22 protein-coding genes are annotated in these 25945 nt (G+C 57.3%); 18 read left to right on the forward strand and 4 right to left on the reverse strand.

The window, feature by feature from the left end; all coding sequences use genetic code 11:
- Nucleotides 1-90: 90 nt before the first annotated feature.
- Nucleotides 91-951 carry an aminoglycoside phosphotransferase family protein gene (locus BM151_RS12770; RefSeq protein WP_090061103.1) on the forward strand — a complete coding sequence of 287 codons (861 nt, stop codon included), beginning with the start codon at nt 91-93 and terminating at the stop codon, nt 949-951.
- On the opposite strand, the gene ubiB is transcribed toward BM151_RS12770, so the two are convergent.
- Together ubiB and ubiE are read right to left on the reverse strand one after the other, a co-directional pair.
- Nucleotides 944-2479, reverse strand: a complete 1536-nt coding sequence (gene ubiB, locus BM151_RS12775) for a 2-polyprenylphenol 6-hydroxylase (RefSeq protein WP_090061104.1) — start codon at nt 2477-2479, stop codon at nt 944-946. The two genes, BM151_RS12770 and ubiB, sit on opposite strands and share 8 nt — an antisense overlap.
- The gene (gene ubiE / locus BM151_RS12780) at nt 2479-3231 is read right to left on the reverse strand and encodes a bifunctional demethylmenaquinone methyltransferase/2-methoxy-6-polyprenyl-1,4-benzoquinol methylase UbiE (protein ID WP_090061105.1); all 753 of its coding nucleotides are present in this window, start codon (nt 3229-3231) and stop codon (nt 2479-2481) included. Before ubiE ends, ubiB begins: the two co-directional genes overlap by 1 nt.
- Before the next feature lie 87 nt (nt 3232-3318).
- Here ubiE and mutM point away from each other — a divergent pair, with 87 nt between their 5' ends.
- The 8 genes from mutM (at nt 3319) to gyrB (ending at nt 13242) form a co-directional block, all read left to right on the forward strand.
- A complete protein-coding gene (gene mutM / locus BM151_RS12785; protein WP_090061106.1) occupies nt 3319-4170 on the forward strand; it encodes a bifunctional DNA-formamidopyrimidine glycosylase/DNA-(apurinic or apyrimidinic site) lyase in 852 nt (283 codons plus the stop codon).
- 63 nt (nt 4171-4233) lie between these two features.
- Nucleotides 4234-5010 carry an enoyl-CoA hydratase gene (locus BM151_RS12790; RefSeq protein WP_090061107.1) on the forward strand — a complete coding sequence of 259 codons (777 nt, stop codon included), beginning with the start codon at nt 4234-4236 and terminating at the stop codon, nt 5008-5010.
- Between the two features lie 157 nt (nt 5011-5167).
- Nucleotides 5168-5431: a 30S ribosomal protein S20 gene (gene rpsT, locus BM151_RS12795; RefSeq protein WP_090061108.1), complete on the forward strand. Its 264-nt coding sequence runs from the start codon at nt 5168-5170 to the stop codon at nt 5429-5431.
- Between the two features lie 795 nt (nt 5432-6226).
- On the forward strand, nt 6227-7624 hold the full coding sequence (dnaA, locus tag BM151_RS12800; RefSeq protein WP_218151362.1) for a chromosomal replication initiator protein DnaA: 1398 nt from the start codon (nt 6227-6229) through the stop codon (nt 7622-7624).
- Between the two features lie 188 nt (nt 7625-7812).
- Nucleotides 7813-8931 carry a DNA polymerase III subunit beta gene (gene dnaN, locus BM151_RS12805; RefSeq protein WP_090061110.1) on the forward strand — a complete coding sequence of 373 codons (1119 nt, stop codon included), beginning with the start codon at nt 7813-7815 and terminating at the stop codon, nt 8929-8931.
- 34 nt (nt 8932-8965) lie between these two features.
- Nucleotides 8966-10075 carry a DNA replication/repair protein RecF gene (gene recF / locus BM151_RS12810; protein WP_090061111.1) on the forward strand — a complete coding sequence of 370 codons (1110 nt, stop codon included), beginning with the start codon at nt 8966-8968 and terminating at the stop codon, nt 10073-10075.
- On the forward strand, nt 10072-10692 hold the full coding sequence (locus BM151_RS12815) for a LysE family translocator (RefSeq protein ID WP_090061112.1): 621 nt from the start codon (nt 10072-10074) through the stop codon (nt 10690-10692). The genes recF and BM151_RS12815 overlap by 4 nt, the downstream gene beginning before the upstream one ends.
- Nucleotides 10693-10806: 114 nt before the next feature.
- On the forward strand, nt 10807-13242 hold the full coding sequence (gene gyrB, locus BM151_RS12820; protein ID WP_090061113.1) for a DNA topoisomerase (ATP-hydrolyzing) subunit B: 2436 nt from the start codon (nt 10807-10809) through the stop codon (nt 13240-13242).
- 685 nt (nt 13243-13927) lie between these two features.
- Here the strand turns inward: gyrB and BM151_RS12825 are convergent.
- The gene (locus tag BM151_RS12825; protein ID WP_090061114.1) at nt 13928-14710 is read right to left on the reverse strand and encodes an ABC transporter permease; all 783 of its coding nucleotides are present in this window, start codon (nt 14708-14710) and stop codon (nt 13928-13930) included.
- Nucleotides 14711-14884: 174 nt separating this feature from the next.
- Here BM151_RS12825 and BM151_RS12835 point away from each other — a divergent pair, with 174 nt between their 5' ends.
- Genes BM151_RS12835 through BM151_RS12875 form a run of 8 tightly spaced genes read left to right on the forward strand, consistent with a single transcriptional unit; the run spans nt 14885 to nt 22671 of the window.
- A complete protein-coding gene (locus BM151_RS12835; RefSeq protein ID WP_177213129.1) occupies nt 14885-16018 on the forward strand; it encodes a KpsE/RkpR family capsule polysaccharide export protein in 1134 nt (377 codons plus the stop codon).
- Nucleotides 16019-16687, forward strand: a complete 669-nt coding sequence (locus tag BM151_RS12840) for an ABC transporter ATP-binding protein (protein WP_090061117.1) — start codon at nt 16019-16021, stop codon at nt 16685-16687.
- Nucleotides 16688-16746: 59 nt separating this feature from the next.
- A complete protein-coding gene (locus tag BM151_RS12845) occupies nt 16747-17637 on the forward strand; it encodes a glycosyltransferase family 2 protein (protein ID WP_090061118.1) in 891 nt (296 codons plus the stop codon).
- A gap of 3 nt (nt 17638-17640) precedes the next feature.
- Nucleotides 17641-18342 (forward strand): hypothetical protein, encoded by a 702-nt coding sequence (locus BM151_RS12850; protein ID WP_090061119.1) that lies wholly within the window; start codon nt 17641-17643, stop codon nt 18340-18342.
- A gap of 25 nt (nt 18343-18367) precedes the next feature.
- Nucleotides 18368-19603 carry a glycosyltransferase gene (locus tag BM151_RS12855; protein WP_090061120.1) on the forward strand — a complete coding sequence of 412 codons (1236 nt, stop codon included), beginning with the start codon at nt 18368-18370 and terminating at the stop codon, nt 19601-19603.
- The gene (locus BM151_RS12860) at nt 19603-20631 is read left to right on the forward strand and encodes a hypothetical protein (RefSeq protein ID WP_090061121.1); all 1029 of its coding nucleotides are present in this window, start codon (nt 19603-19605) and stop codon (nt 20629-20631) included. Before BM151_RS12855 ends, BM151_RS12860 begins: the two co-directional genes overlap by 1 nt.
- A 26-nt stretch (nt 20632-20657) precedes the next feature.
- The gene (locus BM151_RS21460) at nt 20658-21818 is read left to right on the forward strand and encodes a glycosyltransferase (RefSeq protein WP_177213130.1); all 1161 of its coding nucleotides are present in this window, start codon (nt 20658-20660) and stop codon (nt 21816-21818) included.
- On the forward strand, nt 21802-22671 hold the full coding sequence (locus tag BM151_RS12875; protein ID WP_218151363.1) for a glycosyltransferase family 2 protein: 870 nt from the start codon (nt 21802-21804) through the stop codon (nt 22669-22671). Before BM151_RS21460 ends, BM151_RS12875 begins: the two co-directional genes overlap by 17 nt.
- Here the strand turns inward: BM151_RS12875 and BM151_RS12880 are convergent.
- A complete protein-coding gene (locus BM151_RS12880; RefSeq protein ID WP_177213132.1) occupies nt 22665-23423 on the reverse strand; it encodes a glycosyltransferase family 2 protein in 759 nt (252 codons plus the stop codon). The genes BM151_RS12875 and BM151_RS12880 overlap by 7 nt on opposite strands.
- A 184-nt stretch (nt 23424-23607) precedes the next feature.
- On the opposite strand from BM151_RS12880, the gene BM151_RS12885 reads away from it, so the two are divergent.
- Nucleotides 23608-25945, forward strand: a 2338-nt coding sequence (locus BM151_RS12885) for a calcium-binding protein (RefSeq protein ID WP_177213133.1), incomplete at its 3' end; no start/stop codon positions are given.

Here is a 25945-nt window from a genome sequence, read left to right on the forward strand (position 1 = left end):
CGGCTCGCAACAGTGTTGCACCCCAATTCTGTGTTTCAGCTTTGGGGTCGAAGGCTTTAAACTCGGGTGATCCAAACCCAAGGCCCAGCCATGTCCCGTGTTTCTCCGCAATCTGTGCCACAAGAGGTGCAGAGCTATTCCGAGCGAGACGCTCCGGGTCCGCAGCAATGGACAGAGTTGCCCGGCGGGCGCAGCAACCGCATCTGGCACGTGCACGACGGGCTGGGCGAGCGGATTTTCAAACTGTTCGACGCGACGCGGGCCAATCCGCTTTTCCCCAATGAGCCCGAGGCCGAGGCCCGGGTTCTCGCCGCCTTGCGCGGTCAGGGGCTCGCGCCCGAGCTGCTCGCGGCCTTCGAGACAGGAAACGGGCCCTGTCTTGTCTATGACTATCTTCCGGGACAGGCTCTGGAGCATGTCGATCCGGACACGATCCTGGCGCTCGGTCGGGTTCATGCGTTGCGCCCCCAGATCGCGCTGCGCAGGATCGAGAGCACACCGGGGGCCCTGTTGCGCTCGGGGATGTGGTTTCTTTCGCAGGTGCCATTGGCGCAGGCGGAGCCGCTGATCGCACGTGCCCCTTCGGAACGGGAGATCGCGCCGGGCCCAAACGTTCTGCTGCACGGTGATCCGGTGCCGGCGAATGTGATTGCGGCGGGGGCGACACGGCGTTTCATCGATTGGCAATGCCCGGCGTGGGGCGATGCCACGGCCGATCTGGCGATTGCGCTGTCGTCCGCCATGCATCATGTCTATGGCCGCGTGCCCCTGAGCCGGGCCCGTGCCGAAGAGGCGCTTCTGGCCTATCCCGCCCCGGAGGTGAGAGACCGCTACCGCGCCTTGGCGCCCTATTATCATTGGCGAATGGCGGCCTATTGCGTCTGGAAAGCGGCGCATGGTGAAACCATTTATGAAGCGGCCGGCGCTTTGGAGCTTGCCCGGCTCAGCTGAGCAGCAGCACGACCAGAGCCCCGATCGCCGCGGAGCCCGCCCCGCCGAGCAGGAGCCAGAGCGCATGCCAACGTCGCCCGGCATCATCCTGTGCCTGTGCACCCTGGGTCTGGGAGATGAGCAGGCTCTCGGCAATCTGCGGCAGGCGCGGACCGAAGCGCGACAGCACCATGGCGGTGCGCCACAGGTCGCGGGTCAGGGCCTTCGGCCCGATGCTGGATTTGATGTAATCCTCGACCACCGGCTTGGAGACTTCCCAGATGTTGATATGCGGATCGAGCGAGCGCGACACGCCCTCGACCACCACCATGGTGCGCTGCAACAGGATCAGCTCGGTGCGGGTCTGCATGCCGAATCTCTCGGTCACCTCGAACAGGTAGGACAGGAGCCGCGCCATGGAGATCCGGCTGGCGTCCATGCCAAAGATCGGGTCGCCGACGGCGCGGAGTGCGCGGGCAAACTCATCGACATCGCGGTCGGCGGGCACATAGCCCGCTTCGAAATGCACCTCGGCGACGCGTTTATAGTCTTTCTTGATGAAACCGTAGAGAATCTCGGCGTAGACGCGTCGTGTATATTCATCGAGCGCGCCCATGATGCCGAAATCCAGCGCGATGATATCGCCATTCGGGGCAATCTTCAGATTGCCGTGATGCATGTCGGCGTGGAAATATCCGTCACGCAGCGCGTGGCTGAGGAACATGCGCAACACCCGCTGACCCAGCAGCGCGCGATCATGCCCGGCGGCGATGATCTGATCGATGTCGGAGGCGGTGATCCCCTCGACCCATTCGAGTGTCATCACCCGGCGCGAAGAGAGCGCCCAGTCGACGGCAGGCACATTGAAACCTTCGTCATTCGCAGTGTTGGCGGCAAATTCGGAGGCCGAGGCGCTTTCCAGCCGCAGGTCCAGCTCGCCCTGCACCACGCCTTCGAAATGCGCGACGACATCGCTCGGCCGCAGGCGCCGCGAGGCGGGGGAGAGTTTCTCGATCATCCAGGCGATGAAATAAAACGCATCGATATCGGTGCGGAAGGCGCGTTCGATACCGGGGCGCAGCACCTTGACCGCGACCGGCTGGCCGGTGTCAGACCGCACGGCCTTATGCACCTGGGCGATCGAGGCGGCAGCGACCGGTTCGGAAAACTCGGAGAAAAGCTCCGCCATCGGTTGGCCCAGCTCGCTCTCGACCGTTTTGATCGCAACATCGCGCGGGAAGGGCGGCAGCTTGTCCTGCAGGATCTGCAGTTGCGTCGCCAGATCGGCCCCGACCACATCGGGACGGGTCGATAGAATCTGGCCGAATTTGATATAGGCCGGGCCCAGGGCGGTCAGAGCGCGGGTCACCGGCGGCTGGCTGGCGTCGCCCTTGTAGCCCAGCCATTGAAACGGCCACAGGAGCGTGCGGGCCAGAATGCGCAGGCCGCGCGGGGCCTCCATCGCATCCATCGCCTGTTTCATCGCCCCGGTGCGCTCCATCGTCGCCCCGGTGCGCATGAGCCGCCAGATATTGTGAGGTCCGCGCATCAGATTTTCCACCCGGAATGCAGTGCGGCGATGCCGAGGCTCAGGTTGCGGTAAGAGACATTGGCAAAACCGGCCTCGCGGATCATCCGGGCAAATGTCTCCTGATCGGGGAATTTGCGGATGCTCTCGACGAGGTACTGATAGCTGTCGCGGTCGCCGGCGATCAACTGCCCCATTTGCGGAATGACGTTGAAGGAGTAAAGGTCATAGGCCTTTTGCATCATCGGGTTCGGCAGTTGCGAAAACTCGAGCACCATCAGCCGCCCGCCGGGTTTCAGCACCCGGTAGGCTTCGCAGAGCGCGTCCTGGATGCGGGTGACGTTCCGGATGCCGAAAGAAATGGTGTAGACATCGAACTGGTTGTCTTCGAAGGGCAGGGACATGGCGTCGCCAGTGACCCAGTCGAGATGATCGGCCATCTGTTCGGCTTCGGCGCGTTTGCGGCCCTCGACCAGCATCGACTCGGTCATGTCGAGCACCACCGAGGAGGCGCCGGGGGCGCGTTTCAGGAAGCGGAATGAAATATCGCCGGTGCCGCCGGCAACGTCCAGAAGCCGCTGACCGGGGCGCGGGGCCAGCCAGTCCATCATCGCGTCTTTCCAGACCCGGTGGATGCCCATCGACATGACGTCGTTCATGATGTCGTATTTCGAGGCCACCGAGGTGAAGACCCCGTGCACCATCCCCGCCTTTTGATCCTCGGCGACATCCTTGAAACCGAAATGCGTGGTCTTTTGGTCCGGGTTGCTCATTGCTCTTGCACCTTTGTCGAAACTCACCCTTCTTATAGGCCTCACGCCGGGCGTGACAATCGCATGTCGCCACAGCAGGGGGGTAAAATGCCGGAATTGCCAGAGGTCGAGACGGTTCGTCGCGGGCTGGAGCCGTCGATGGCGGGGGGGCGGATTGCGCGGGCCGAGGTCAACCGGCCGGATTTGCGTTGGCCCTTTCCAGAGCGGATGGCAGAGCGGCTCACCGGGGCGGAAGTGTTGCGGCTCCGGCGGCGCTCGAAATACATCCTGGCCGATCTCGACACATCCGAGACGCTGCTCATTCATCTGGGCATGTCCGGGCGGATGACCGTGTCGGGCGATCCCCTGGGGCAATTCGTGCATGACCACCCGGCGGCGCAGAAACACGACCATGTGGTGTTTCACATGGAAAACGGCGCGCGGGTGACCTTCAACGATCCGCGGCGCTTCGGGGCGATGGATCTGATGGCGACGGGGACGGAGGAGACCCATCCGCTTCTCGCCAAGCTCGGGCCGGAGCCGTTGGGCAATGGCTTTAGCGAAGATCATCTGGTTGCTGCGCTCAAATCCCGCAACACGCCGATCAAGACGGCGCTTCTGGATCAGCATGTGGTGGCGGGGCTGGGCAATATCTATGTCTGCGAAGTGTTGTTCCGGGCCGGCATTCATCCGGCGCGCAAGGCGGCGCGTATTTCGGAGGCGCGCATCGCTGCATTGGTGCCGATCATTCGCGCGGTGCTTGCAGAGGCCATCGAGGCCGGGGGCTCCTCTCTCAAGGATTTTCGGCAGGCCGATGGCGAGCTTGGCTATTTTCAGCACAGTTTCCGGGTCTATGGGCGCGAAGGCGATCCCTGTGTGACGCCCGATTGTGCATCCGTAGTCAAAAGGATCACCCAGTCCGGGCGCTCCAGCTTCTTTTGTCCAAGCTGTCAAAGATGACTTGATCCCTTTGGGGCAAATGTTAGGACTCCGGGGAACCAACGCCCGGACCCGGAGATGGACATGGCCTATAAGACGCTTCTCATCGAGATCAAAGACAATGTCGAGCTGGTCCGGTTGAACCGCCCCGAGGCGCTCAATGCGCTCAATTCCGAGCTGCTGGCCGAATTGGCCGACGCGCTGACCAAGGCCGATGCCGATCCGAAAGTCCGGGCGATCGTCCTCACCGGGTCCGACAAGGCCTTTGCCGCCGGCGCCGATATCAAGGAGATGTCGGACAAGAGCTATGCCGACATCGTCACGGAAAACCTGTTTGCCGACGATGCCGACCGGATCACCGCCACCCGCAAACCGGTGATCGCCGCCGTGGCGGGCTATGCACTGGGCGGTGGCTGTGAGCTGGCCATGCTCTGCGATTTCATCCTTGCCGCCGACAATGTGAAATTCGGCCAGCCGGAGATCAACCTCGGTATCATTCCCGGAATTGGCGGCACCCAGCGGCTGACGCGGTTCGTCGGCAAGTCGAAAGCCATGGAAATGACTCTCACCGGGCGGTTCATGGAGGCGGAGGAGGCCGAGCGCATCGGGTTGGTCTCGCGCATTGTGCCGTCGAAAAAGCTGATCGAGGAAGCGTTGAGTGTCGCCGGTAAGATCGCCGAGAAAAGCATGATTTCCGTGGCGGCGGCGAAGGAAGCGGTGAACCGGTCCTACGAGACGACGCTCTCCGAAGGGGTTCGATTCGAGCGCCGGACATTTCAGGCGCTGTTTGCGACCGATGACCAGAAAGAGGGCATGGCGGCCTTTCTCGAGAAGCGCGAACCGCAGTTCCGCGATAAGTGAGATGAAATTCGGGCTTTCCTTTTGTCCGATTCTCGCCTAAAGGGACGCCTTACATGCGCGTGGAGCCCGCTTTAGGCTATGATGATCCTCCCCGAAAGGGTGGCGAGGCCGTTCGTGCAAGCGAAATTGAAACACGACCTCGAAGAGGAAAAAGATCATGGCAAATTCGCCCCAGTCCAAGAAGCGCGCCCGTCAGGCCGTCCGTCGCAACGACGTCAACAAAGCCCGTCGTTCCCGCATCCGCACTTACCTGCGCAAAGTCGAGGAAGCCATTGCTTCCGGTGACAAAGCCGTTGCTCAGGACGCTCTGAAAAACGCTCAGCCGGAGCTGATGCGCGGCGTCACCAAAGGTGTGGTTCACAAGAACACCGCAGCGCGCAAAATCTCCCGTCTGGCGGCACGCGTCAAAGCCCTCGGCTAAGACCAAGATTTTGAATTGAAAAGAAAACGCGCCTTCGGGCGCGTTTTTTTATTGTCTGGATTTCGGGCGTTTCGGCGCAAATTTTCGCGGCTCTGCAGCGAATCTCACAGGGGGGCCGCGGCTAGCAAATCTCGCGCAGATCTGACAATTCCCGAGATCAAAAAAATCCCGGATGTCCTGTCGATTGAGACAAAATCGCCACGTCTCATACAGAGTCATTGAGCTTTTCGGATTCGGTTTTGGGAAAGACAGAGTCAAGCGCGAAGATCGATTGCGACTCTGCTCTCAGGGTTGCTAGCTTACATGTGCGATTCACGTCGTCTTGGGGGGACATTCAAGGAACGTGTCGCTTTCGACGGTAAAGGGTTTAACGGGAAAAGCATGCCACTTTTCCAAAGGGTTTCCTTTTGTCGATTGCGTGCGTCTTTGAGGCTCATTGCTGGATAGGGGTATCCGGCAGAGAGCTGTCTGAACATCGAGCCTTGGCCTCTGGCTGAGACCGTGTTCGGTCTGTCCATCATACCCGTGCCGCAGGTTGCGGAGTCTTCATGTTCGAAAGGGGGAGGCCTTTTTGAGCGCGAAGAGTCTTTAGCCTGTGCACAAGATCGAATGGGGCTGGTGTAGGCCAAACTGCAACTTTGTGAGGGTGTTGCAGGGTCAGCACCTTTGTCTGTCCCATTCGTGACCCGAGACGGTTTGAGGCGCGAGAGCCGTGGTCTTTGCGGGCATCTGCCGAGACCCGATGTCGAGAAAAATCGGCATCGCATAACAACGATAATGGGTCGAAGAAACAAAATGAAAAACGATACGTGGGGACGTGTTAAGCAGCAACTTCTCGAAAGCGTGGGCCGCAATAACTACGCGAACTGGATCGAGCCGCTGGACTTGAAGAAAGTGGACAATGGCGTGGCGGTGTTCTCGGTGCCGACGAGCTTTATGGCGAATTGGGTGTCGCGCAATTTTTCCGAAACCATCCTGTCTCATCTGAAGGCGGCCAATGCATCGGCCTCGCGGGTTGAATTCACGGTCGAGCCGCATCAGAGCCGTGGCGCTGCGGCGCCGGCGTCCGTGCCGGTTCAGACCCAGAAGGCAAGCCCCGCTCCCAAGGTGAAAGAGGCGGCGCCCGAGATGCCCGATCTCCCTGCCGCCGATCTGCCCGGTGCGCCGCTCGACCCGCGGTTCACCTTTGACAATTTCGTTGTCGGCAAACCCAACGAGCTGGCCCATGCTGCGGCGCGCCGTGTCGCCGAAGGCGGTCCGGTCACGTTCAATCCGCTGTTTCTCTATGGTGGCGTCGGCCTCGGGAAGACCCATCTGATGCACGCCATCGCCCATGAAATCCGTCAGCGCGATCCCGAGCTGCGTGTGCTCTATCTGTCCGCCGAGCAATTCATGTATCGCTTCGTCCAGGCGCTGCGCGATCGCCAGATGATCGATTTCAAGCAGATCTTCCGCTCGGTCGATGTGCTGATGGTCGATGACGTGCAATTCATCGCCGGCAAGGACAGCACCCAGGAAGAGTTCTTCCACACGTTCAACGCGCTCGTGGATCAGAACAAACAGATCATCATCTCCGCCGACCGCGCCCCGGGCGAGATCGTCGGGCTCGAGGACCGGATCAAATCGCGTCTGCAATGCGGTCTCGTGGTCGATCTGCACCCGACCGATTACGAGCTGCGGCTCGGCATTCTGCAGACCAAGGCGGACAGCTATCGCGGCCAATATCCGGATCTGAAATTCGCCGACGGGGTTCTCGAATTCCTCGCCCATCGCATTTCGACCAACGTGCGTGTGCTCGAAGGCGCGCTGATGCGGCTCTTTGCCTTTGCCTCGCTCGTCGGGCGCGAGATCGATCTCGACCTGACCCAGGAATGTCTCGCCGACATCCTGAAAGCCTCCGAGCGCAAGGTCACGGTGGAAGAGATCCAGCGCAAGGTGTCCGAACATTACGCCATTCGTCTGTCGGACATGATCGGGCCGAAACGGGTGCGCTCGATCGCCCGGCCGCGTCAGGTGGCGATGTATCTTGCCAAGCACATGACCACGCGTTCCTTGCCGGAAATCGGCCGTCGCTTCGGCGGGCGCGATCACACCACCGTCATGCACGGGGTCAAGCGGATCGAAGAGCTCAAAGGCACCGACAGCCAGATCGCCGACGATCTGGAGATGCTGCGCCGTCTGCTCGAGGCCTGAAGCGAATTTCCCGAACCGGGTCAGATTGATTCAAAAGCGCCGCACCGCCGCGACAAATGTCGTTGGCGGTGCGCGCGTCTCTTGACGATCTGGGCTGTAAACAACACAGTCAGACCAAACAAACTATTGCGCCCGGCGAAGGATCGTTTACCTTCTGCGTCCCGGCTCAAGAGACATACGAGGGTGGTATGAAAATCAGCATCGAACGCGGCACGCTTTTGAAAGCCGTCGGTCAGGCGCAATCTGTCGTCGAGCGCCGGAACACCATTCCGATCCTGGCCAATGTGCTGATCGAGGCGGAGGGTGACACCGTGTCCTTCCGCGCCACCGATTTGGACATCGAAGTGGTCGACAAATGCGCCGCCATGGTCGAGCGCGCCGGGGCCACCACTGTCTCTGCCGTGACGCTCCATGAAATTGTCCGCAAACTGCCCGACGGCGCGATGGTTCAGCTCACCGACGATGGCGCCAACGGACGCCTGACGGTCGAGGCCGGGCGGTCGAATTTCTCGCTCGCCACCCTGCCGAAAGAAGATTTTCCGGTCATGGCCTCGGCCGAATATGACAGCAATTTCGCGGTGCCCGCACCGGTGCTGCGTCGGCTGTTCGACAAGTCGAAATTCGCCATTTCGACCGAAGAGACCCGGTATTACCTGAACGGTGTCTACATGCATGTCGCCGACAGCGAGAATGGCAAGGCGCTGCGATGCGTTGCCACCGATGGTCACCGTCTGGCACGGATCGATGCGGCGCTGCCGCCGGAGGCCGGCGATATGCCCGGCGTGATCGTGCCACGCAAGACCGTGGGCGAGCTGCGCAAGCTTCTCGATGACGACGAGATGCAGATCGCCGTGTCCGTCTCCGAGGCGAAAGTGCGTTTCGCCACGCCGGAGATCACGCTGACCTCGAAAGTCATCGACGGCACGTTCCCCGATTACACCCGGGTCATTCCGGTCGGCAACACCCGCCAGCTCGAAGTCGATGCCGCCGAATTCGCCAAGGCGGTCGACCGTGTGGCCACCGTGTCCTCCGAACGGTCCCGCGCGGTGAAGCTGACGCTCGAGGAAGACAAGCTGACGCTTTCCGTCAACGCGCCCGATAGTGGCGCCGCCGAGGAAGAGCTCGCGGTCGCCTATAATGACGAGCGTCTCGAGATCGGCTTCAACGCCAAATACCTGTTGGAGATCGCCTCGCAGGTGGATCGCGAAAACGCCGTCTTCCTGTTCAACTCCTCGGGTGACCCGACGCTGATGCGCGAGGGCAATGACACCTCCGCCGTCTATGTCGTCATGCCGATGCGGGTGTGAGCCTGTCCCTGCAATATTTTGCGAGTGAGGCGCGATGGGTGGCCTGTTCATAGAAGAGCTGAGCCTGTCGCATTTCCGCTCCCACAGGGCCGCACGTCTCGAACTGGACGGGCGGCCTGTCGCCATTTGGGGGCCGAATGGCGCGGGCAAGACCAATATTCTCGAAGCCGTGTCGATGCTGTCGCCGGGGCGGGGTCTCAGACGCGCCAGCCCCGATGAGATTGCCCGCAAGCCCGAGGCTCTGGGCTGGAAAATCCGCGCCGATCTGCAGTCGCTGCATCAGGTGCACGAGGTCGAAACCTGGGCCGAGCCCGGCACCTCACGCTCTGTCCGCATCGATGGCAAACCGGCCGCGCAGGTGGCGCTCGGCCGCATTGCCCGGGTGGTCTGGCTCATTCCGGCGATGGACCGGCTCTGGATCGAGGCGCCGGAGGGGCGGCGGCGGTTTCTCGACCGTATGGTGATGTCATTCGAGCCACGCCACGCCGAGGCGGTTCTGGCCTATGAAAAGGCGATGCGGGAGCGCAACCGGTTGTTGAAGGACATGGTGCGCGATGCCCATTGGTATGCCGCGCTCGAGACGCAGATGGCCGAACATGGCGCCCTGATCATGGCCAACCGCCTTTCGGCCCTGCATCGTCTCGCCGAGGCGCAGGACGGGGCGGAGACCGCCTTTCCTTCCGCCGAGCTGACGCTCCGGGCCTCCGACGATGCGGAGCTGCCGATTGCCGAGGGCGATCTGCTGGCCGCGTTCCGGGATGGGCGTCCGCGCGATCTGGCAGCGGGCCGGACGTTGATTGGCCCGCACCGTGCCGATCTGGCGGCGATCTACACGAAAAAGGGCGTGCCCGCGGATCAGTGTTCGACCGGTGAGCAAAAGGCGCTGCTGATTTCGCTCATTCTCGCCAATGGCCGGGCATTGGCCGAGGATTTCGGCGCCGCGCCGATCTTGCTTCTCGATGAGGTCGCCGCACATCTCGATGCCACCCGCCGCGCCGCGCTCTATGACGAAATCTGTGCACTTGGGGCGCAGGCCTTCATGACCGGCACCGGGCCGGAGCTCTTTGCCGAGCTGGGTCCGCGCGCCGCGGCTTTCGAAGTCTCCGACGCGGATGGCGCTTCGCGGGTAAAGGAACACCTATGAGCATTTCCATCGGCGATCTCGGCCTCTATGCCTTTGCGCTTCTGATCCTGTTCCTGACCCCGGGTCCGGTGTGGCTTGCCATGCTGGCACGCGCGCTTTCGGGCGGGTTTCAGGCCGCCTGGCCTCTGGCCCTGGGCGTGGTGATCGGCGATGCGCTCTGGTCGCTGCTGGCCATTCTTGGCGTCTCCTGGATCCTCTCGGAATTCGCGGGGTTTCTGACCGTGATGCGCTGGATCGCGGTGGTGATGTTCATCGCCATGGGGGCGCTGCTCATTCGTCATGCCGACAAGACCATCGCCGCCGACAGCCGTCTCACCCGCCCCGGCATGTGGGCCGGGTTTGTCGCCGGGCTGATCTGTATCTTGGGCAATCCGAAAGCGATCCTGTTCTACATGGGGTTCCTGCCGGGGTTCTTCGATCTGTCATCTCTGAGCGTGCCGGATATCGTCGCGATCTGTGCGATTTCCGCTGTGATCCCGCTCATCGGCAATCTGATCCTGGGCGCCTCCGTGGGGGCGGTGCGGGCGATCATGACCTCTCCCAAGGCGCTCAGACGAATGAATATCTCGGCCGGGAGCCTGCTCATTTTCGTGGGTCTGATCCTGCCGTTCGTGTGAACCGGACCGCCCGGGTTTTCCACAGGGCGACTCGCGGGATTTTTCCGTGTCATTCACGTGACATCCCTGCCGTGCTCGCGTATAAATTACGCAGGAAATAACAAGGATTTTCGAATGTCCGAAGACACGCAGCAGCCCTCCGAATACGGCGCAGATTCCATCAAGGTTCTCAAAGGCTTGGAGGCCGTACGCAAACGTCCCGGGATGTATATCGGGGACACGGATGACGGTTCCGGTCTGCACCACATGGTCTATGAGGTCGTGGACAACGGCATCGACGAGGCTCTGGCGGGCCACGCCGACTATGTGACGGTGAAAATCCACAAGGACAGTTCGGTTTCCGTGCGTGACAACGGCCGCGGAATTCCGACCGATATGCATGCCGAAGAGGGCGTCTCGGCGGCCGAGGTCATCATGACCCAGCTGCACGCCGGCGGCAAATTCGACAGCAACTCCTACAAGGTCTCCGGCGGTCTGCACGGGGTGGGCGTCTCGGTGGTGAACGCGCTTTCCGAATGGCTCGAACTCAAGGTCTGGCGCAATGGCAAGATCCACAAGGCGCGCTTCGTCAAGGGCGAGACCTCCGAGCATCTCGAAGTGATCGGCGATGCCGGTGACGAGACCGGCACCGAGGTGCGCTTCCTCGCCTCTGCCAAGACCACCGATCCCGAGGGCACGTTTTCGAACCTGGACTATTCTTTCGAGACGCTGGAGAAACGCCTGCGCGAGCTGGCCTTCCTGAACTCCGGGGTGCGGATCATCCTTGAGGACGAACGCCCGGCGGAGCCGCTGCGCACGGAGCTCTACTACGACGGCGGCGTGAAGGAATTCGTCAAATATCTCGACCGTCACAAGACCTCGATGATGCCGGAGCCGATCTTCGTCACCGGCGAGCGTGACGATATCGGCGTCGAAGTGGCGATGTGGTGGAACGACAGCTACCACGAGAACGTCCTGCCCTTTACCAACAACATTCCGCAGCGCGACGGTGGCACGCACCTCGCGGGCTTCCGCGGCGCGCTGACCCGGACGCTGACGAAATACGCGCAGGAGAGCGGCATCGCGAAAAAGGAAAAGGTCAATTTCACCGGTGACGATGCGCGCGAAGGCCTGACCTGCGTGCTCTCCGTGAAAGTGCCCGATCCGAAATTCTCGTCCCAGACCAAGGACAAGCTGGTGTCTTCCGAGGTGCGCCCGGCGGTGGAGAACCTCGTCGGCGAAAAGCTCACCGAATGGATGGACGAGAACCCGAACGAGGCGAAGATGATCGTCTCGAAGATTGTCGAGGCGGCGCTGGCCCGCGAGGCGGCGCGCAAGGCCCGCGAACTCACCCGGCGCAAATCGGCGCTCGATGTGAATTTCCTTTCCGGCAAGCTCAAGGATTGTTCCGAAAAAGACCCGTCCCAGACCGAAGTCTTTCTCGTCGAGGGTGATTCTGCCGGTGGCTCCGCCCAGACCGGACGTGACCGCCGCACGCAGGCGATCCTGCCGCTCAAGGGCAAGATCCTCAACGTCGAACGCGCGCGTTTTGACCGGATGCTCGGCTCGCAGGAGATCGGCAACCTGGTGATGGCTCTGGGCACCGGCATTGGTCGCGACGAGTTCAATCTCGACAAGCTGCGCTACCACAAGATCGTCATCATGACCGACGCCGACGTCGACGGCGCCCACATCCGCACCCTGCTTCTCACCTTCTTCTTCCGGCAGATGCCGCAGCTCATCGAGGCGGGGCATCTCTTCATCGCCCAGCCGCCGCTCTACAAGGTCGCGCGCGGCAAGTCCGAGGTCTATCTCAAGGATCAGGCGGCGATGGAGGAATACCTCATCCAGCAGGGCGTCGAGGGGGCCGTGCTGCGGCTCAAATCCGGCGAGGAGATCGCAGGCGCCGATCTGTCCCGTGTGGTCGAGGGCGCGCGCAGCTTCAAACGCATTCTCGAGGCCTTCCCGACCCATTACCCGCGTCACATCGTCGAGCAGGCGGCTTTGGCCGGGGCGTTTGAGCCGGGCCGGGTGGACGCCGACCTGCCGGGCACGGCAGAGGCGGTGGCGCGCCGTCTCGACATGATCGCACTCGAATACGAGCGCGGCTGGACCGGGCGCCCGACGCAGGATGTCGGTATCCGTCTGACCCGCGTGCTGCGCGGTGTCGAAGAGGTTCGCACGCTCGATGGCGCGATCCTCAGAGGTGGCGAAGCCCGCCGGATCAATCAGGAAGTCGTCGCCACCGAGGGGCGCTACAAGGAACCCTCGAGACTGGTGCGCAAGGATCGTGAGACCGCGATCTACGGTCCGATCGATCTCTTGAATGCCATCTTGGAGGAGGGCGAAAAGGGCCTGTCGATCCAGCGCTACAAAGGCCTGGGCGAAATGAACCCCGATCAGCTCTGGGAAACCACGCTCGACCCGGAAGCCCGCACGCTGTTGCAGGTGAAAGTCGAGGACTTCGCCGAGGCGGACGACATTTTCACCAAGCTGATGGGCGACGTCGTCGAACCGCGCCGCGAATTCATCCAGGACAACGCGCTGAACGTGGAAAACCTGGACGCTTAAAGGTGTCTCTCAGAGTAAAATCAAAGAATGCCGCGCCTTTGGGTGCGGCATTCTTTTGTGTTCCGGAGTTTGGCACGCGGTGTGTACAACAGGCTGAATCATGATCCACGCCGCATCTCTTGGACAGGATTTGGCATAATTAAAGCTGCTCGACGTACCTGCCGATCGGGCTGGTTGATATCCTTTTCTGCCAATGGGCCAGCGCCGGTGGCTTGCCGCCGAGGGCTGAGTGAGGGCGCTGATGGTTGTGGAAGGTCCTCCGGTTCCGAATGGCCGCCTTTGTCGAGGAACCGGCCTTTTCCATTCCTCCATCGCCGAGAGGGAGATCCGCACGCCAGACCGGCGGAGCCGATCCGTCCAGGCGAAGGACGTGAACCGGGGTCCTCGGGCAATATTCATGATCTCGGGCGGTCTGAACTTGTGAATGGCCTCGTTCAGTGCGTCGACGTAGAAGTCTGCCTCCACTCGACCATCGTCCTCGGACCGATGGCGGACAAGGTCCCAGTCTCCTTCTCGTCGAAGATCAGCAGACTTCAAATCGTAGCATATATGAGGGTCCGAAATTCGGGGAGCGAGCTCACCCCACCAAAACCCGTTGGGTATGAACAGTAGGATAGTGTCCGCCCGTATAAAAGGAACATTTATGCAAGTGCCGATGTTGTGTAGTCACTGAAGCCAAGCTGTGTCAATTCGCGCTGTAGACTGCCCTAAGCAGGATAAGCCCCAGCGCGGCAAGGGCGAGCGGCGGGCCAAAAATGTAAGTGAGAGAGATAAAATTTGCATCATAGCTGGGATAGAGGCCGCGTCTCATCAAGCCGATAATATGTACGAGCGGGTTGAACCAAAGCAGTTTTTGGAAAGCAGCAGGTGTGCTTTCAAATAGGAAAAAGACAGATGAAATCAGAAACATCGGCCTATTCAGGATGCCCCAGATTTGATCCCAAACTGGAAATTTCTCAAACAAAAATGCGTTGAAGGTTCCCACCCCGAAGGAAAATACAAAAACCCCACTCAACGAGAGAGCCATGATCCCAGGGTCAAGTTGGCGCAAGGGGATCTTTCCGAAAATCAAAATTGCGCCGAGCAGAATGACAAAGATTACCATTTGTGTGAAGGCGTTGAGGAAAAGGCGTGCGAGGATCGCATCCGCATGGGTTACCATCGGGTAGGTGAGCAACTTTTCACTGAACGACACAGAGCGACCGATCTTTGCAGACAGATCCTTGTACATTGTGAATGGCAGGATGCCTGAGGCATAGAACAGAGGGAAATTGTCCCCGATCGGGGGTTGTCTGAGGACAAAGGAAAACAACAGCGTGATCAAAGCGATGCCGGCGATCGGCTCGAGAATGGCCCAGATGTATCCGCCTGGAGCACGACCATAATTTGTCGACATTTCACGAAGCATCAGAGCCGAAATTGTCCGGCCTGCATAGACGAGAGTCGCCTGTCTCTCAATGCGCTTCATGTCAACCTTCGTTGTTTATGTTCGTTTGAGTTGTATCACAGAACCAGATGTGGTGGATATAGTTTTGCAGCAGAATGGCCGCATCGAAAACCACCTGGAGCAGAAAAATTGAGCGGGAAGCTAGCAATTCGGCCTGATCGGTCCAGTACTCCGTCGGACGGCCGGACGCCAACTGTGATCCGGCCTGCAGCGAAACCTGCAAAACGGAAAAAACGACATAACCTGCTTCTCGTCTCTTTTGTGATATGTACTATTTTCCCAGTTATGCTGTCACTGATCTACCTGTCATTTTTTGCTCGGGATCAATATGCATCAAGGGTGAGCTTTTCTGTTCGTAGCGCTGAAACGACTCCCGCGCTGGAATTTCTGGGAGGCGTCAGCCAGCTGGGTGGGGCGGATAGCCTTGATTCCGAAATTTTGGCTGATTTCGTTCACAGTCAGACACTTGTCGAAGAGCTAGATCGTCAGCTTAATTTGAGTGTGCTTTACGGCTGCCCAAGCGGGATTTTCGATTTTCTTTATTGCCTGAAACGCGATGCGACCATCGAGGAGCTGGTATCCTATTGGAACCGCATTGTCTCGGTGACCTATGATGGCGGCGCAGGCATTCTCGAGATTGAAGTGCGCGCTTTTGATCCGAAGACAGCGCGGCTTATTGCAACTGAATTGTTCGATCTGAGTAGCAAGATGATTAATGAGTTGACATCGAGCGCACGCGATGACGCGACGCGATACGCACGCGTCGAGCTCGCACAGGCGGTCGACCGGTTGAAAGAGGCGCGCAGTAATCTTGCTAAGTTTCGAAGTACGACACAAATAATTGATCCGGAAGCCGATCTGAGCGGGCAAATGGGCGTGATCTCAAACCTGCAGGAACAGTTGACGCAGGCGTTGATCGATCGTGGGATGATCGAGATGACGACGGCTCGTCCAGATCCTCGTATCGATCAATTGGACAGAAAAATTGAAGTGATTGAGAGGCAAATCTTGCTTCAAAGGCAAAAATTCGGCAATTCTGCTGAGAATGGTGGAAACAACTATGCCAAGTTGATTGGCCAATTTGAAGAACTGAGTGTCGAGGTCGAATTTGCAGAGAAGAGCTATCTCCAAGCACTGTCTGGACTGGATGCAGCAATTGCAGAAGCCGCGCATCGCAGCCGCTATTTGACTGCGCATGTGAAGCCTACCCTCGCGGAAGGCCCAGAATATCCCCGCAAAATTCGTGATATTGGTCTTGTGCTGTTCTTTTCGCTATTTATCTGGCTAATAGGCGTTTTGATCTACTATTCGCTCCGGGATAGACGATAAATGCTGCACCTTGAGAACCTTACTAAAGCCTACCGGACGGGGCGGTCGCTCAAATACATCGTCAAGGATGCGAATCTTGACATTCCCAACAGGCGTAGTGTTGCGCTTCTGGGCAGGAATGGTGCGGGAAAATCTACACTTTTGGGCATGATTGCAGGCAGTCTGAAGCCCGATATGGGCAGGATACGAATTCACGGGTCTATTTCTTGGCCGGTAGGATTTTCGGGCTCCTTTCACGGAGCCCTCACCGGTGCCCAAAACACTCGATTTGTGGCCCGCGTCTATGGTGTTGATACAGACGAGCTATATAAATTTACTGAGGACTTCTGTGAACTTGGCGAGCATTTCCATATGCCCGTGCGTACCTATTCATCGGGTATGAAAGCGCGATTGGCATTTGCTGTTTCAGTCGGGATAGATTTTGATACGTATATCATCGACGAAGTCACGTCTGTCGGGGATGCTTCATTCCGACAGAAAAGTAGTGCGCTCATGCATGACCGACTTCGAGGTAGTGGTGCGATTGTCGTGTCACACAATATGCGAATGCTGACCGATCTGTGCGATTGCGGTGTTGTGCTGGAACACGGAACGTTGACGTTCTTTGAAGATGTGAAGGAAGCCGTTGAACGGCATGAATTCAACATGAAGGCGCGTGATTACAGGTAGTAGGAAATCCACCGACGCTTGTATTTTTCGGTGACAAAGAAGAAAAAAGGACGACACGGTTGCTTGATGTTCTCATCCCGCATTTTAACGATGCTGAGGCCCTTGATCTTTCACTGCGATCGGTTGCGGCACAGACATGGCGTGGCAAAGTGCGGGTTATCGTTGTGGACGACGGTTCCCCCTCAGATGAATTGAGGCGTGCAGAAGCGATTATTAGTAGCTGCGATCTTGATATAGAATTGATCAAGCAGCCAGAGAACCGTGGTCGTCCAGCCACACGGAACACGCTATTGTCAGCTTCAGACGCGCGCTTCATTGCGTGGCTTGATGCCGGAGATACCTGGTACGAGAAGAAGCTCGAAACACAGTTCAACACGCTCTACAAACAAGTCTATGATGGGCAAGACCTGAGCCGGATCTGGGTCACCTGTAATTATGACTGGCAATGGGTTGGTGGTAGGCGACGCAAAGTCACCCAGACGACCTCGGGTGATCAGTTGAAACATCTTTACGTCGGGGATCGGTTACGGGCGTATCTCTGGACCTTGCTCGGCACACGCGAAGCCTTCAACCTCGTTTCCGGTTTCGATGAACGCTTGCCTCGGCTCCAGGACTTAGACTATTTTATCTCCTTCGTACGGGGTGGGGGGCGCTTAATTAGTGCTGAGAGTTCCGATGCGCTTTGCTGTTATTTCAAGAGCGATGTTGGACGCAATGCGCAAGAAATTCGAGATTGCTACGAGACGATATTTTCTAAGCATGGACCTTCTTTGAACCGTTTTGGTGTCAAATTTGTGCGTCGTGCAAAAGCAAAAGCGGATTTTGTCGCAGCACGTTTTGCTAAGAACAACAGAACGCCGTTGGTGTCGTTAGGATTTCGTATGCACGCATTCGGAATGGACCCCCGATATACGCTATACCGGGCAAAAAAATCGCTTAGGAATGGGTAAGGCATGGATTTGATTATCGTTATGGGGGAGAGCCGTGCTCTACTGCCACACCATTGCGAACCGGGTGAATTGGAACAGATTCTCCCAAAGAATGCGTTTGTATTCACGATGCCATGGTACTCTCGGACCGCAGGCCGATATTATCACAATCGGCTACTGGATTTTGAAGAGGACCTGAGGCTTCAGGCGGCGGCCTTTGCGCTTGTGACCGAGAGTTCTTCGGGTCTTAGGCCTGCACTTATCTTTCCGGATGCAGGACATGATGATGCGGTTCAGCGGCGTTTGATGGAGATGCTTGTGAAAATCGCTAGTCTGATCGACCAGCCGCTTACCCTGCATCCCTACATGATATCTACATCTGCGCACACAGATATCGATAGAGCCTTCGGAAATGAGAATTTGGAGCGACTGTTGCAGGCGGGGCTAACGATTGAAGCACCGATCTTTTTATCTTCTGAAACGATTGCCCCTGCCGTCATGGAAAAGGTTTTGGGCAATAAATGGATCAATGACAATATTCCGCTCTTCATGTCCGCAATGTTTGAAAACGGGCTATTGGTCGAAAGATCGCGGGCATGCGATTTACTTTCGAAATGTTGCGAAATGGCTCGAAAAAATGATCTGCAATTGGCATCAAAGAATGCCGAAAATGTAATCGCGATGTTGGTCCGGAAGCAGCTGGAGCACGTGGTTGGCTTGCGTTGACGCTCGACGCGCGGGAGATGTTATCATGCGTCAAACCAAACTCTGTTTCGTAATTGACAGGCTTGCCTTGCGGAGTGGCGGCGCCGAGCGCGTACTGATCGAGACAGCGAATGCGCTGCACGACGCCGGTTACTCTATTGAAATCGTCACTCATGAGCAGCGAGGAAAGCCACCTTTCTATCCTTTGCGCCCCGGTATTTTGAGAGCCAATCTGCGTCCAGCGAATGAGCAACGCGGGCGTATCCGTCGAATGATCGACCGTTTGCGTATGAAGTGGCATCGTTCCGAATGGCTGCCCTACGGTTTGCGTCGCCTGAAATGGCTGAGTATGCATGGTGGGTTCAAATCGCGACTTGGTCGACATATAGATGCGACTCAACCGGATGCAGTGATCGCATTTTTGCCGCCATCAGTAACGGCGCTTGGGCTTGCGCGTTTCACCCATCGCCCAAGGCTCTTTGCTTCCCTGCACAATGTCCCATCGCAGGATTTCGACAATCCTCAGCGGTGGGATCCAAACCCGGTGGACCGGTCCTTCAGACGTGCTGCGCTTGATCGATACGACGCGATTGGTATCCTGTTGCCCGAGTTCCAGGATTGGTTCCCTGAGCATTTGCGTGCGCGTTTGTTGGTGGTGCCGAATGCCGTGCAACCGGTGCGGAGCGATTTGGTGAGACAGGCCATACGCGATAATACAGTTATCTCGGTTGGGCGGTTGGCCGAGGTCAAACAGCACCGTCTGTTGATCGAGGCCTGGGCCTACCTCAAGGACGACTTCCCAGATTGGACGTGCAAAATCTACGGCATCGGGCCCATGCAGGAGGAATTGTCCGAACTCATATGCAAGCTCGGCTTGACGGGTCATGTCTCACTGATGGGCGATACGCGTGAGATTGAAAAGGTCTATCTGTCGGCGTCAATCCTCGCCCATCCGGCGAAGTTCGAAGGGTTCGGATTGGTCATCACTGAAGCGCTTGCGCATGGCGTCCCCGTGGTTGGTTTCGAGGACTGCTCGGGTTTTAATTTCATCGTTAAGGACGGCACTAGTGGTTTGTTCGTGAATGGAGAGGGAGACCGCGCACGTAATTTGAGCAAAGTTCTGGCCAGACTAATGTGTGATCCACGGCGGCAGGAAAACCTGCGTGCGGGTGGATTGCGTGAGGTCGAGCGCTTTGCTCCAGAGCGTATTCTGGCACTCTGGAAGTTGGCAATACATGGCCCAACGGAGCACGCCGCTGCCAAATTCCAAGGAGAAGATTGATGGGTCGCCTGATCCTGCACATTGGTACACATAAAACCGGAACGACGACAATTCAGCGGGGTTTGTCACGCAATCGGGAGCTCCTTGAAGAGCGGGGCGTATTCTATCCTTCTTATGACCTGATCGGACTGCCAAACCATTATGCTCATTTGGGTATAGTCAATGCATTTTCGAAGGCGCATCGGCAAATGACGCGCGATCATGCGATTCGTTTCTTCGGAGAGGTTTCAAAACGAGCTGCCGATTACGACGTGACGATCATCAGTGCTGAACCGTTCTTTCGCCATGTCGGTTTAGGGAGCGACGGCAAGCTGCGTCGAACTCCAGGAAAACCCGAAAGCTATTGGCCCGCCCGCTTAGATTATATCCGCGACGTGCGCGCTCATTTTCCTTTTGAGAACGTAGAAATCGCAATGGTGGTTCGGCGCCAGGTTGAGTACGGTGTCTCACTCTACCAGGAGCATGTGAAGTCGAACCGATATGGTGTTGATTTTACTGGTTTTCGAGAGAATTTTTGGTACCGCTTCGATTATCTGCGTCAGGCCAGAGCCTGGGCTGAGGTGTTCGACAAAATGCATGTGCTGCGTTTCGAGGACCTAATTTCTTCGAATAATATTCTGGATTCGTTCGGACGGGCGCTGAATATACCTTTTGGTGAGTTGTCGAGAGTGAAAGCGGAAAACATTTCTTTTCCACCAGATGTCGTAATTCTTAAGCGCTTGCTGGCACGAGGCGGAAACACGGATGACGCGATCCGAAAGCGCCTTGATCGAATTCTGAACGGGGAGTTTGGTGCGGCTCTCCGCAGACTACCCAAACGCTCGCTCTATCGGGATTTCGACGATATGCGTGCCTTTCATGATAGTTTCTCCGATGCAAATGAATTGTTGAAACGGGACTTTCTCCCGCATCTGGCGGAGTGCACTCCAATGTTCTCGACGGACCTTGATGAGACTTTGGCGTTTGGAGACGAGATGTCTCCGGAATTTTTGGAGCTTGTCCTTTCTCGACTTGAGACGGCTTCGTAATGAGTGGCGCTGAGGAACGATCTGGTTTGAAGATCTGCCTTTTCGCGGGAGCACTCAGTCGGGGGGGAGTCCGGCGCGCATTTCTTGATCTAGCTAGCGGTTTTCGTGATCTCGGCCATTCGGTGGATCTGCTTGTTCTTGATGACGCAAAAGATGAAATTGTGATCCCAGAAGGTGTGAACCTTACCCGGGTCGGCAAAAGGTCACGTCAAGCGTTCTTACCGCTGATCGCTTATCTTCGGCGAAACCCTCCCGATTTGATGATCACGGCCCGTCCCTATGTCGATATCGTGTCTCTGCTCGCTCGGCGGCTCTCCGGTGCGCGGCAGACAACTTTGGTTTGGACATTTCACACGTCTCAAAGTCATGAGGCGGTTCAGAGGTCGTTTTTCCGACAAGTACTCTACCGTATCGCTTTTTTGATGAGTCACCAAGTCGAGCACCTCGTTGCCGTTTCAGATGGAGTGGCTCGGGACCTTGAACACTCGCATTTGCCCAAAAGCCCGACGAAACGAGCACGACACGTCGTGACGATTCCGAATCCAATTCCCATTGTAAAACTTGAGGGAATGCCCATACCTCATCCTTGGCTGGCACCGGCGCAAGGGAGACCTTTTACGATTGTGTCCTGTGGCCGGTTGGTTCCGCAGAAAGACCATGAAACTCTTCTTGCGGCTTTCGCGCTGCTGAAGCTGCCACAATCCGCGCGTTTGCTCATACTCGGCGATGGGCCGTTGAAAGAGCAGCTTCAACTTCAAGCCGTTGATCTAGGTCTCGAAGGCCGTATTAATTTCTGCGGTCATGTCAAAGCGCCTAAAGCCTACATGCAGCATGCTGATCTTTTTGTATCGAGTTCGCAATGGGAGGGTTTTGGTCTGGCGATTGCGGAAGCATTGACTGTTGGGTGCCCGGTAGTCGCGACAGACTGCCCGTCGGGTCCCGCCGAACTTCTAGATCATGGGAGATATGGGCTGATGGTTCCGCCAAAAGATCCTGTGGCGCTAGCCAAAGCGATGAAAGATACTTCAGATGGTGAAGTGCCGGTCTTTCTCCAGCAGGAGCTTGATGAGGCACTCATGTGTTTTGCTCCGCGCGCAATTGCACAATCCTATATCGAACTATTGCGTATGCGCGCTCCTGAAGGCAAAGGGCTATGCTCGGCGAGGAAAGATGGTTTTGGGGAGTGAGGAGAGGCAGATAATCGATGTCGTTGTTCCTGTCTACAGGCACTGGCAAGATCTTTACGGGTTGCTCAACGCATTCGACCAACAGACATTGGATCAAACGGGCTTCACAATCAATATTGTCGCGAATGAGCCCGTGCCTGAGGGCGTGAAGGGGCAGGAATGGCTTCGAAATGCAAAGCTTGTCGAATGCCTCAAGCCGGGCTCCTACGCTGCGCGGAATTTTGGGGCCGCATTGGGTGTTGGCCGACTATTGTATTTTACGGATGCGGATTGCCGGCCCCACCCCGACTGCCTGAGCGTCTTGCTACAGGCGCATAAGGCACAGCCGGGTGCAATATTGGTCGGGCAGGTCCAGATGGTGGAGCCGAAACGGGAAACGCTCTGGTCCACGCTCGATATGGTGCGCGGTATTCCGCAAGACCAATATGTTTCGCGCGGTTATGGTGCAGGGGCGAGCCTTGCCATCCCACGTGAGATATTCACACAATTTGGCGGTTTCGATACGCAGCGCTTTTCGGGTGCGGATGCGGAATTCTGTCGACGTGTGCCAGTGCCGGTATGCTACGTGCCCGAAGCGATCGTGTCCCATCCTTGTCGGGCCAGCTTTCATGAACTGTTTCGGAAAGCAAGGCGCCTGCGTGGTGGACAGCTTCTTGCAGGTGCCCCGGGGCGCCGCATTGCATGGGGTCTCCTGTCTGTTCTTCCGCCGGTGAGGGAAATGTACCAGCTTTGGCAGAGGCCTTTTTCGGTTGGCAAGAGGATTAGGGCTATTGTCGCCCTCAATTTGATCTGGGGGTTGCTGGTCATTGAAACCATGAGGCTATTGGTCGTTGGGCGGCCAGAACGTCAGTAGAAGTGACTACTGAAGGCCTTATATGTAGTTCTTACCAAATAGTTGGCGTAGCTTTGTAGAGCCCGTCTGCGTGAAAGGCTCGGGAGAGATTTGTAAACTTGCCACGTTGCTTTTGCTGCCTTCAATTTGTTGGCCGAAAGCGAAGCTCCATGCCGTCGGTATCGTGTTAGTGTTGTATTGAGGCCCGAACATGTCGCTGCACCTGAGAGAAGTTGTAGCCATAGCGCAAAATCTTGCCGCAATGCGAGATCTGGAAACCGGTGCTTTGAGAGAAATGCCCGGCGCAGCATGACAGTCGATGTGCCGATCGTATTGTTGTTCAGGAGCCGAGAGAAATCGACTTCTTTTGGTACTTGGCGCCTGCCGATACGCATCCCCTTTGCGTCGCAGAGTTCGTATGCAGTGCAGGAAAATGCGCTTTCTGCTTCATCCATATGAATGAGTTGCATTGAAAGTTTTTCCGGTAGCCAGAGATCATCAGCATCCAGAAAGGCGATATAGTCACCCTGAGCCATTTCGATGCCGCGATTGCGGGCCGCCGCCGCGCCCTTCGGGGAGGTATGGCTCGCCAACTCGATCCTTTGATCCGCGGAAGCCCAATGTCGCAAGAGATCAAAGGTGGCGTCGGTTGAGCCGTCATCCACAATGCAAATTTGGAGATCGGACTCGTTTTGTTGCACGACGCTCTGCAGGCATTCTTCTATAAAATCTTCTGCATTATACGCCGGTATGATCACCGATATTTTCGTCATCTTGGAACCTTCGGAACTGGCGTACCTAAGATCCCTTTGTAGCGAATGAACATTCTGCGATGGAAGTTCAAAATTGAATTTCCTTAAAAGCACACGGCCGCTCCAACCCGGGTGCGTGCTCTCCTTCAATATTAGGGGATCTGCAACTTTGTTCCTGTAATGTTCTTGCTTGATGGAGGTGGAAATGAGAAGCTTTATATATCGAAGCCATATGATTGTCGGTTCTCCGGTTTTTGATTTCGGTATCCGAGAGCTTCTATTTCTGGACATGCCGCACGGACCGGTGGCAATTGCTCTGAATGGTGCGAGCGGGGGAATCGCGAGCTATGCGATTTCCTCGTCGGGCGTGTTGGAACTTCTGAGTGCGCGGGCGTTTCTTTCGGGCATGATCGATGCCGGCATGCGGCAAAGCGCAGGTCTCTCACTAGACGGCCAGAACTATATCCTGACCGGTGGCACGGGTGCGGGTGACTTCTACGCATACCCGATCTCTGCATCCGGGGAGATCGGTTCACTAACGATGCTGCAAAGTAGCGCTCAAGAGATTTCTGAATTGAGTGGCTTTCTTGTTCTTCCCGACGACGTCGATTCTGCGCGTATTTTGACGACCGGTACCGAAGGAGAAGTTTCCCTTCACTGGGCCGCCTTGACCAGTAGTTCGCTCGGTAACAAGCAGTCCGTAGTTTTAAACAACGTGGTTTGTGCCGATCTCGAACTCGTCGATACGGCGTTTGGCCAGTTCTTGGTGCTGGCAGATCGCGCGACCTCAGATATTGTTGTTTATGATGTCGATCTCGGGTCGGTTCAGATGACAGAAATAGCCCGGAGCGGCGCATCGCAAGGTATCGGTATCAACACACCCAATGCCTTCACTTTGATTGACCACGGCGACCTGCGCTATCTGGTGCTTGCTAGCGGCTCGAATGCCGGAACTTTGACAGTGTTTCTGCTTGAAGACGATGGCGCATTGACGCCGGTAGATCATGTGCTCGATACGTCGAACACTCGGTTCGAGGCGGCCAGCTTCGTCGATTCATTTGAAGTTGCAGGCTCACATTTTCTTATTGCTGGGGGCGGAGACGAAGGTTTTAGCCTCTTTCTTCTTTCCGAGTCAGGCAGACTGGTATTGATCGAAACCATCGGAGTCACCGACGCTCCGTTGCTTGCAGGAGCAGATGGCCTTGCTCTCACCCAAGATGAAGAGAGGATTAACCTCTATACAACTTCGCGCGTTGATGGCGGTATCTTTCTCTTCTCGTTCGAGGTTAGCGCTTGGGGGCAGACGCTTTGGGGTAGCGCAGCTTCTGACACTTTGGTGGGAACTGGTTTCAACGACGTGCTTTGCGGCAAAGCGGGGAATGATATTTTGCTTGGAGAAGATGGTGACGATCTCCTTTTCGACGGGATGGGATCAGATGTTCTGACCGGTGGCAACGGGAGCGATGTCTTCGTACTTGCCGCTGATGGGGCTACGGATCGGATCACTGATTTCAAACCCGGGGAAGACCGTCTCGATCTCTCCGACTACGCGATGATCTACACTGCGGATCGGGTCGAAACCTTTGCTCTTGCGGGGGGCGTCGGCCTCGTTTTGAATGGCGACATTCTCGAGATAACCTCGACGACAGGATATGATCTGACGAAAAATCAGGTCCTGCAGAATGCTTTTATTACCCCCAATCGCCCTGCGCTCCGTTCCGCTGGTGTCATTGATGGGACAGCAGTAGCCGATATTCTTTATGGCTCTGATCTTGTCGATAAAATCGCAGGCAAGGATGGGGACGACCGCGTATTTGGCGAGGCCGGTGATGATTGGATATCGGGAGGTCTCGGGGACGACCGCCTGAGCGGAGATGGCGGCGCAGACATGCTTTATGGCGACGACGGGTCGGACCATCTCTATGGCGGAAGCGAAGACGACCTTCTTTTTGGCGGGAGACATCGGGACCGCTTGTATGGCCAAGACGATGATGATCGCCTGTTTGGCGGCGATGGGCTCGACCGGCTCTATGGAGGTTCAGGCAACGATCGCTTGCACGGCGATGAAGGCGATGACCGACTGTTTGGCGATCTCGGGTCGGACTATCTCTACGGCGGCACGGGGGATGATACGATCGCAGGCGACAGCGGCAATGATCGTCTCTACGGCCAGGATGGTAACGACATCCTTTCCGGGGGTGTTGGGGACGACCGTCTCTACGGCGCCGCGGGCAACGACATCGGCGACGGCGGTGGCGGCGATGATCGCCTGTTTGGCGGCGCGGGTGATGACATTCTGAACGGTGGAGATGACAATGATCGAGTGCATGGCGATGAGGGCTCGGATGAGCTCTCCGGTGGAGAAGGCTGGGATTATGTATTTGGCGGTGTCGACGATGACGCGATCTACGGTGCCTCCGGTAATGACCGTTTGTATGGACAGGACGGCAATGACCTTCTTGATGGCGGCACCGGCAATGACCGGCTTTACGGGGGCGCTGGTGCGGATCGTCTGATTGGGAATACCGGGCAGGATATACTCT

The sequence above is a fragment of the Celeribacter neptunius genome, assembly GCF_900113955.1.
GTDB classification, from domain to species: Bacteria; Pseudomonadota; Alphaproteobacteria; order Rhodobacterales; family Rhodobacteraceae; genus Celeribacter; species Celeribacter neptunius.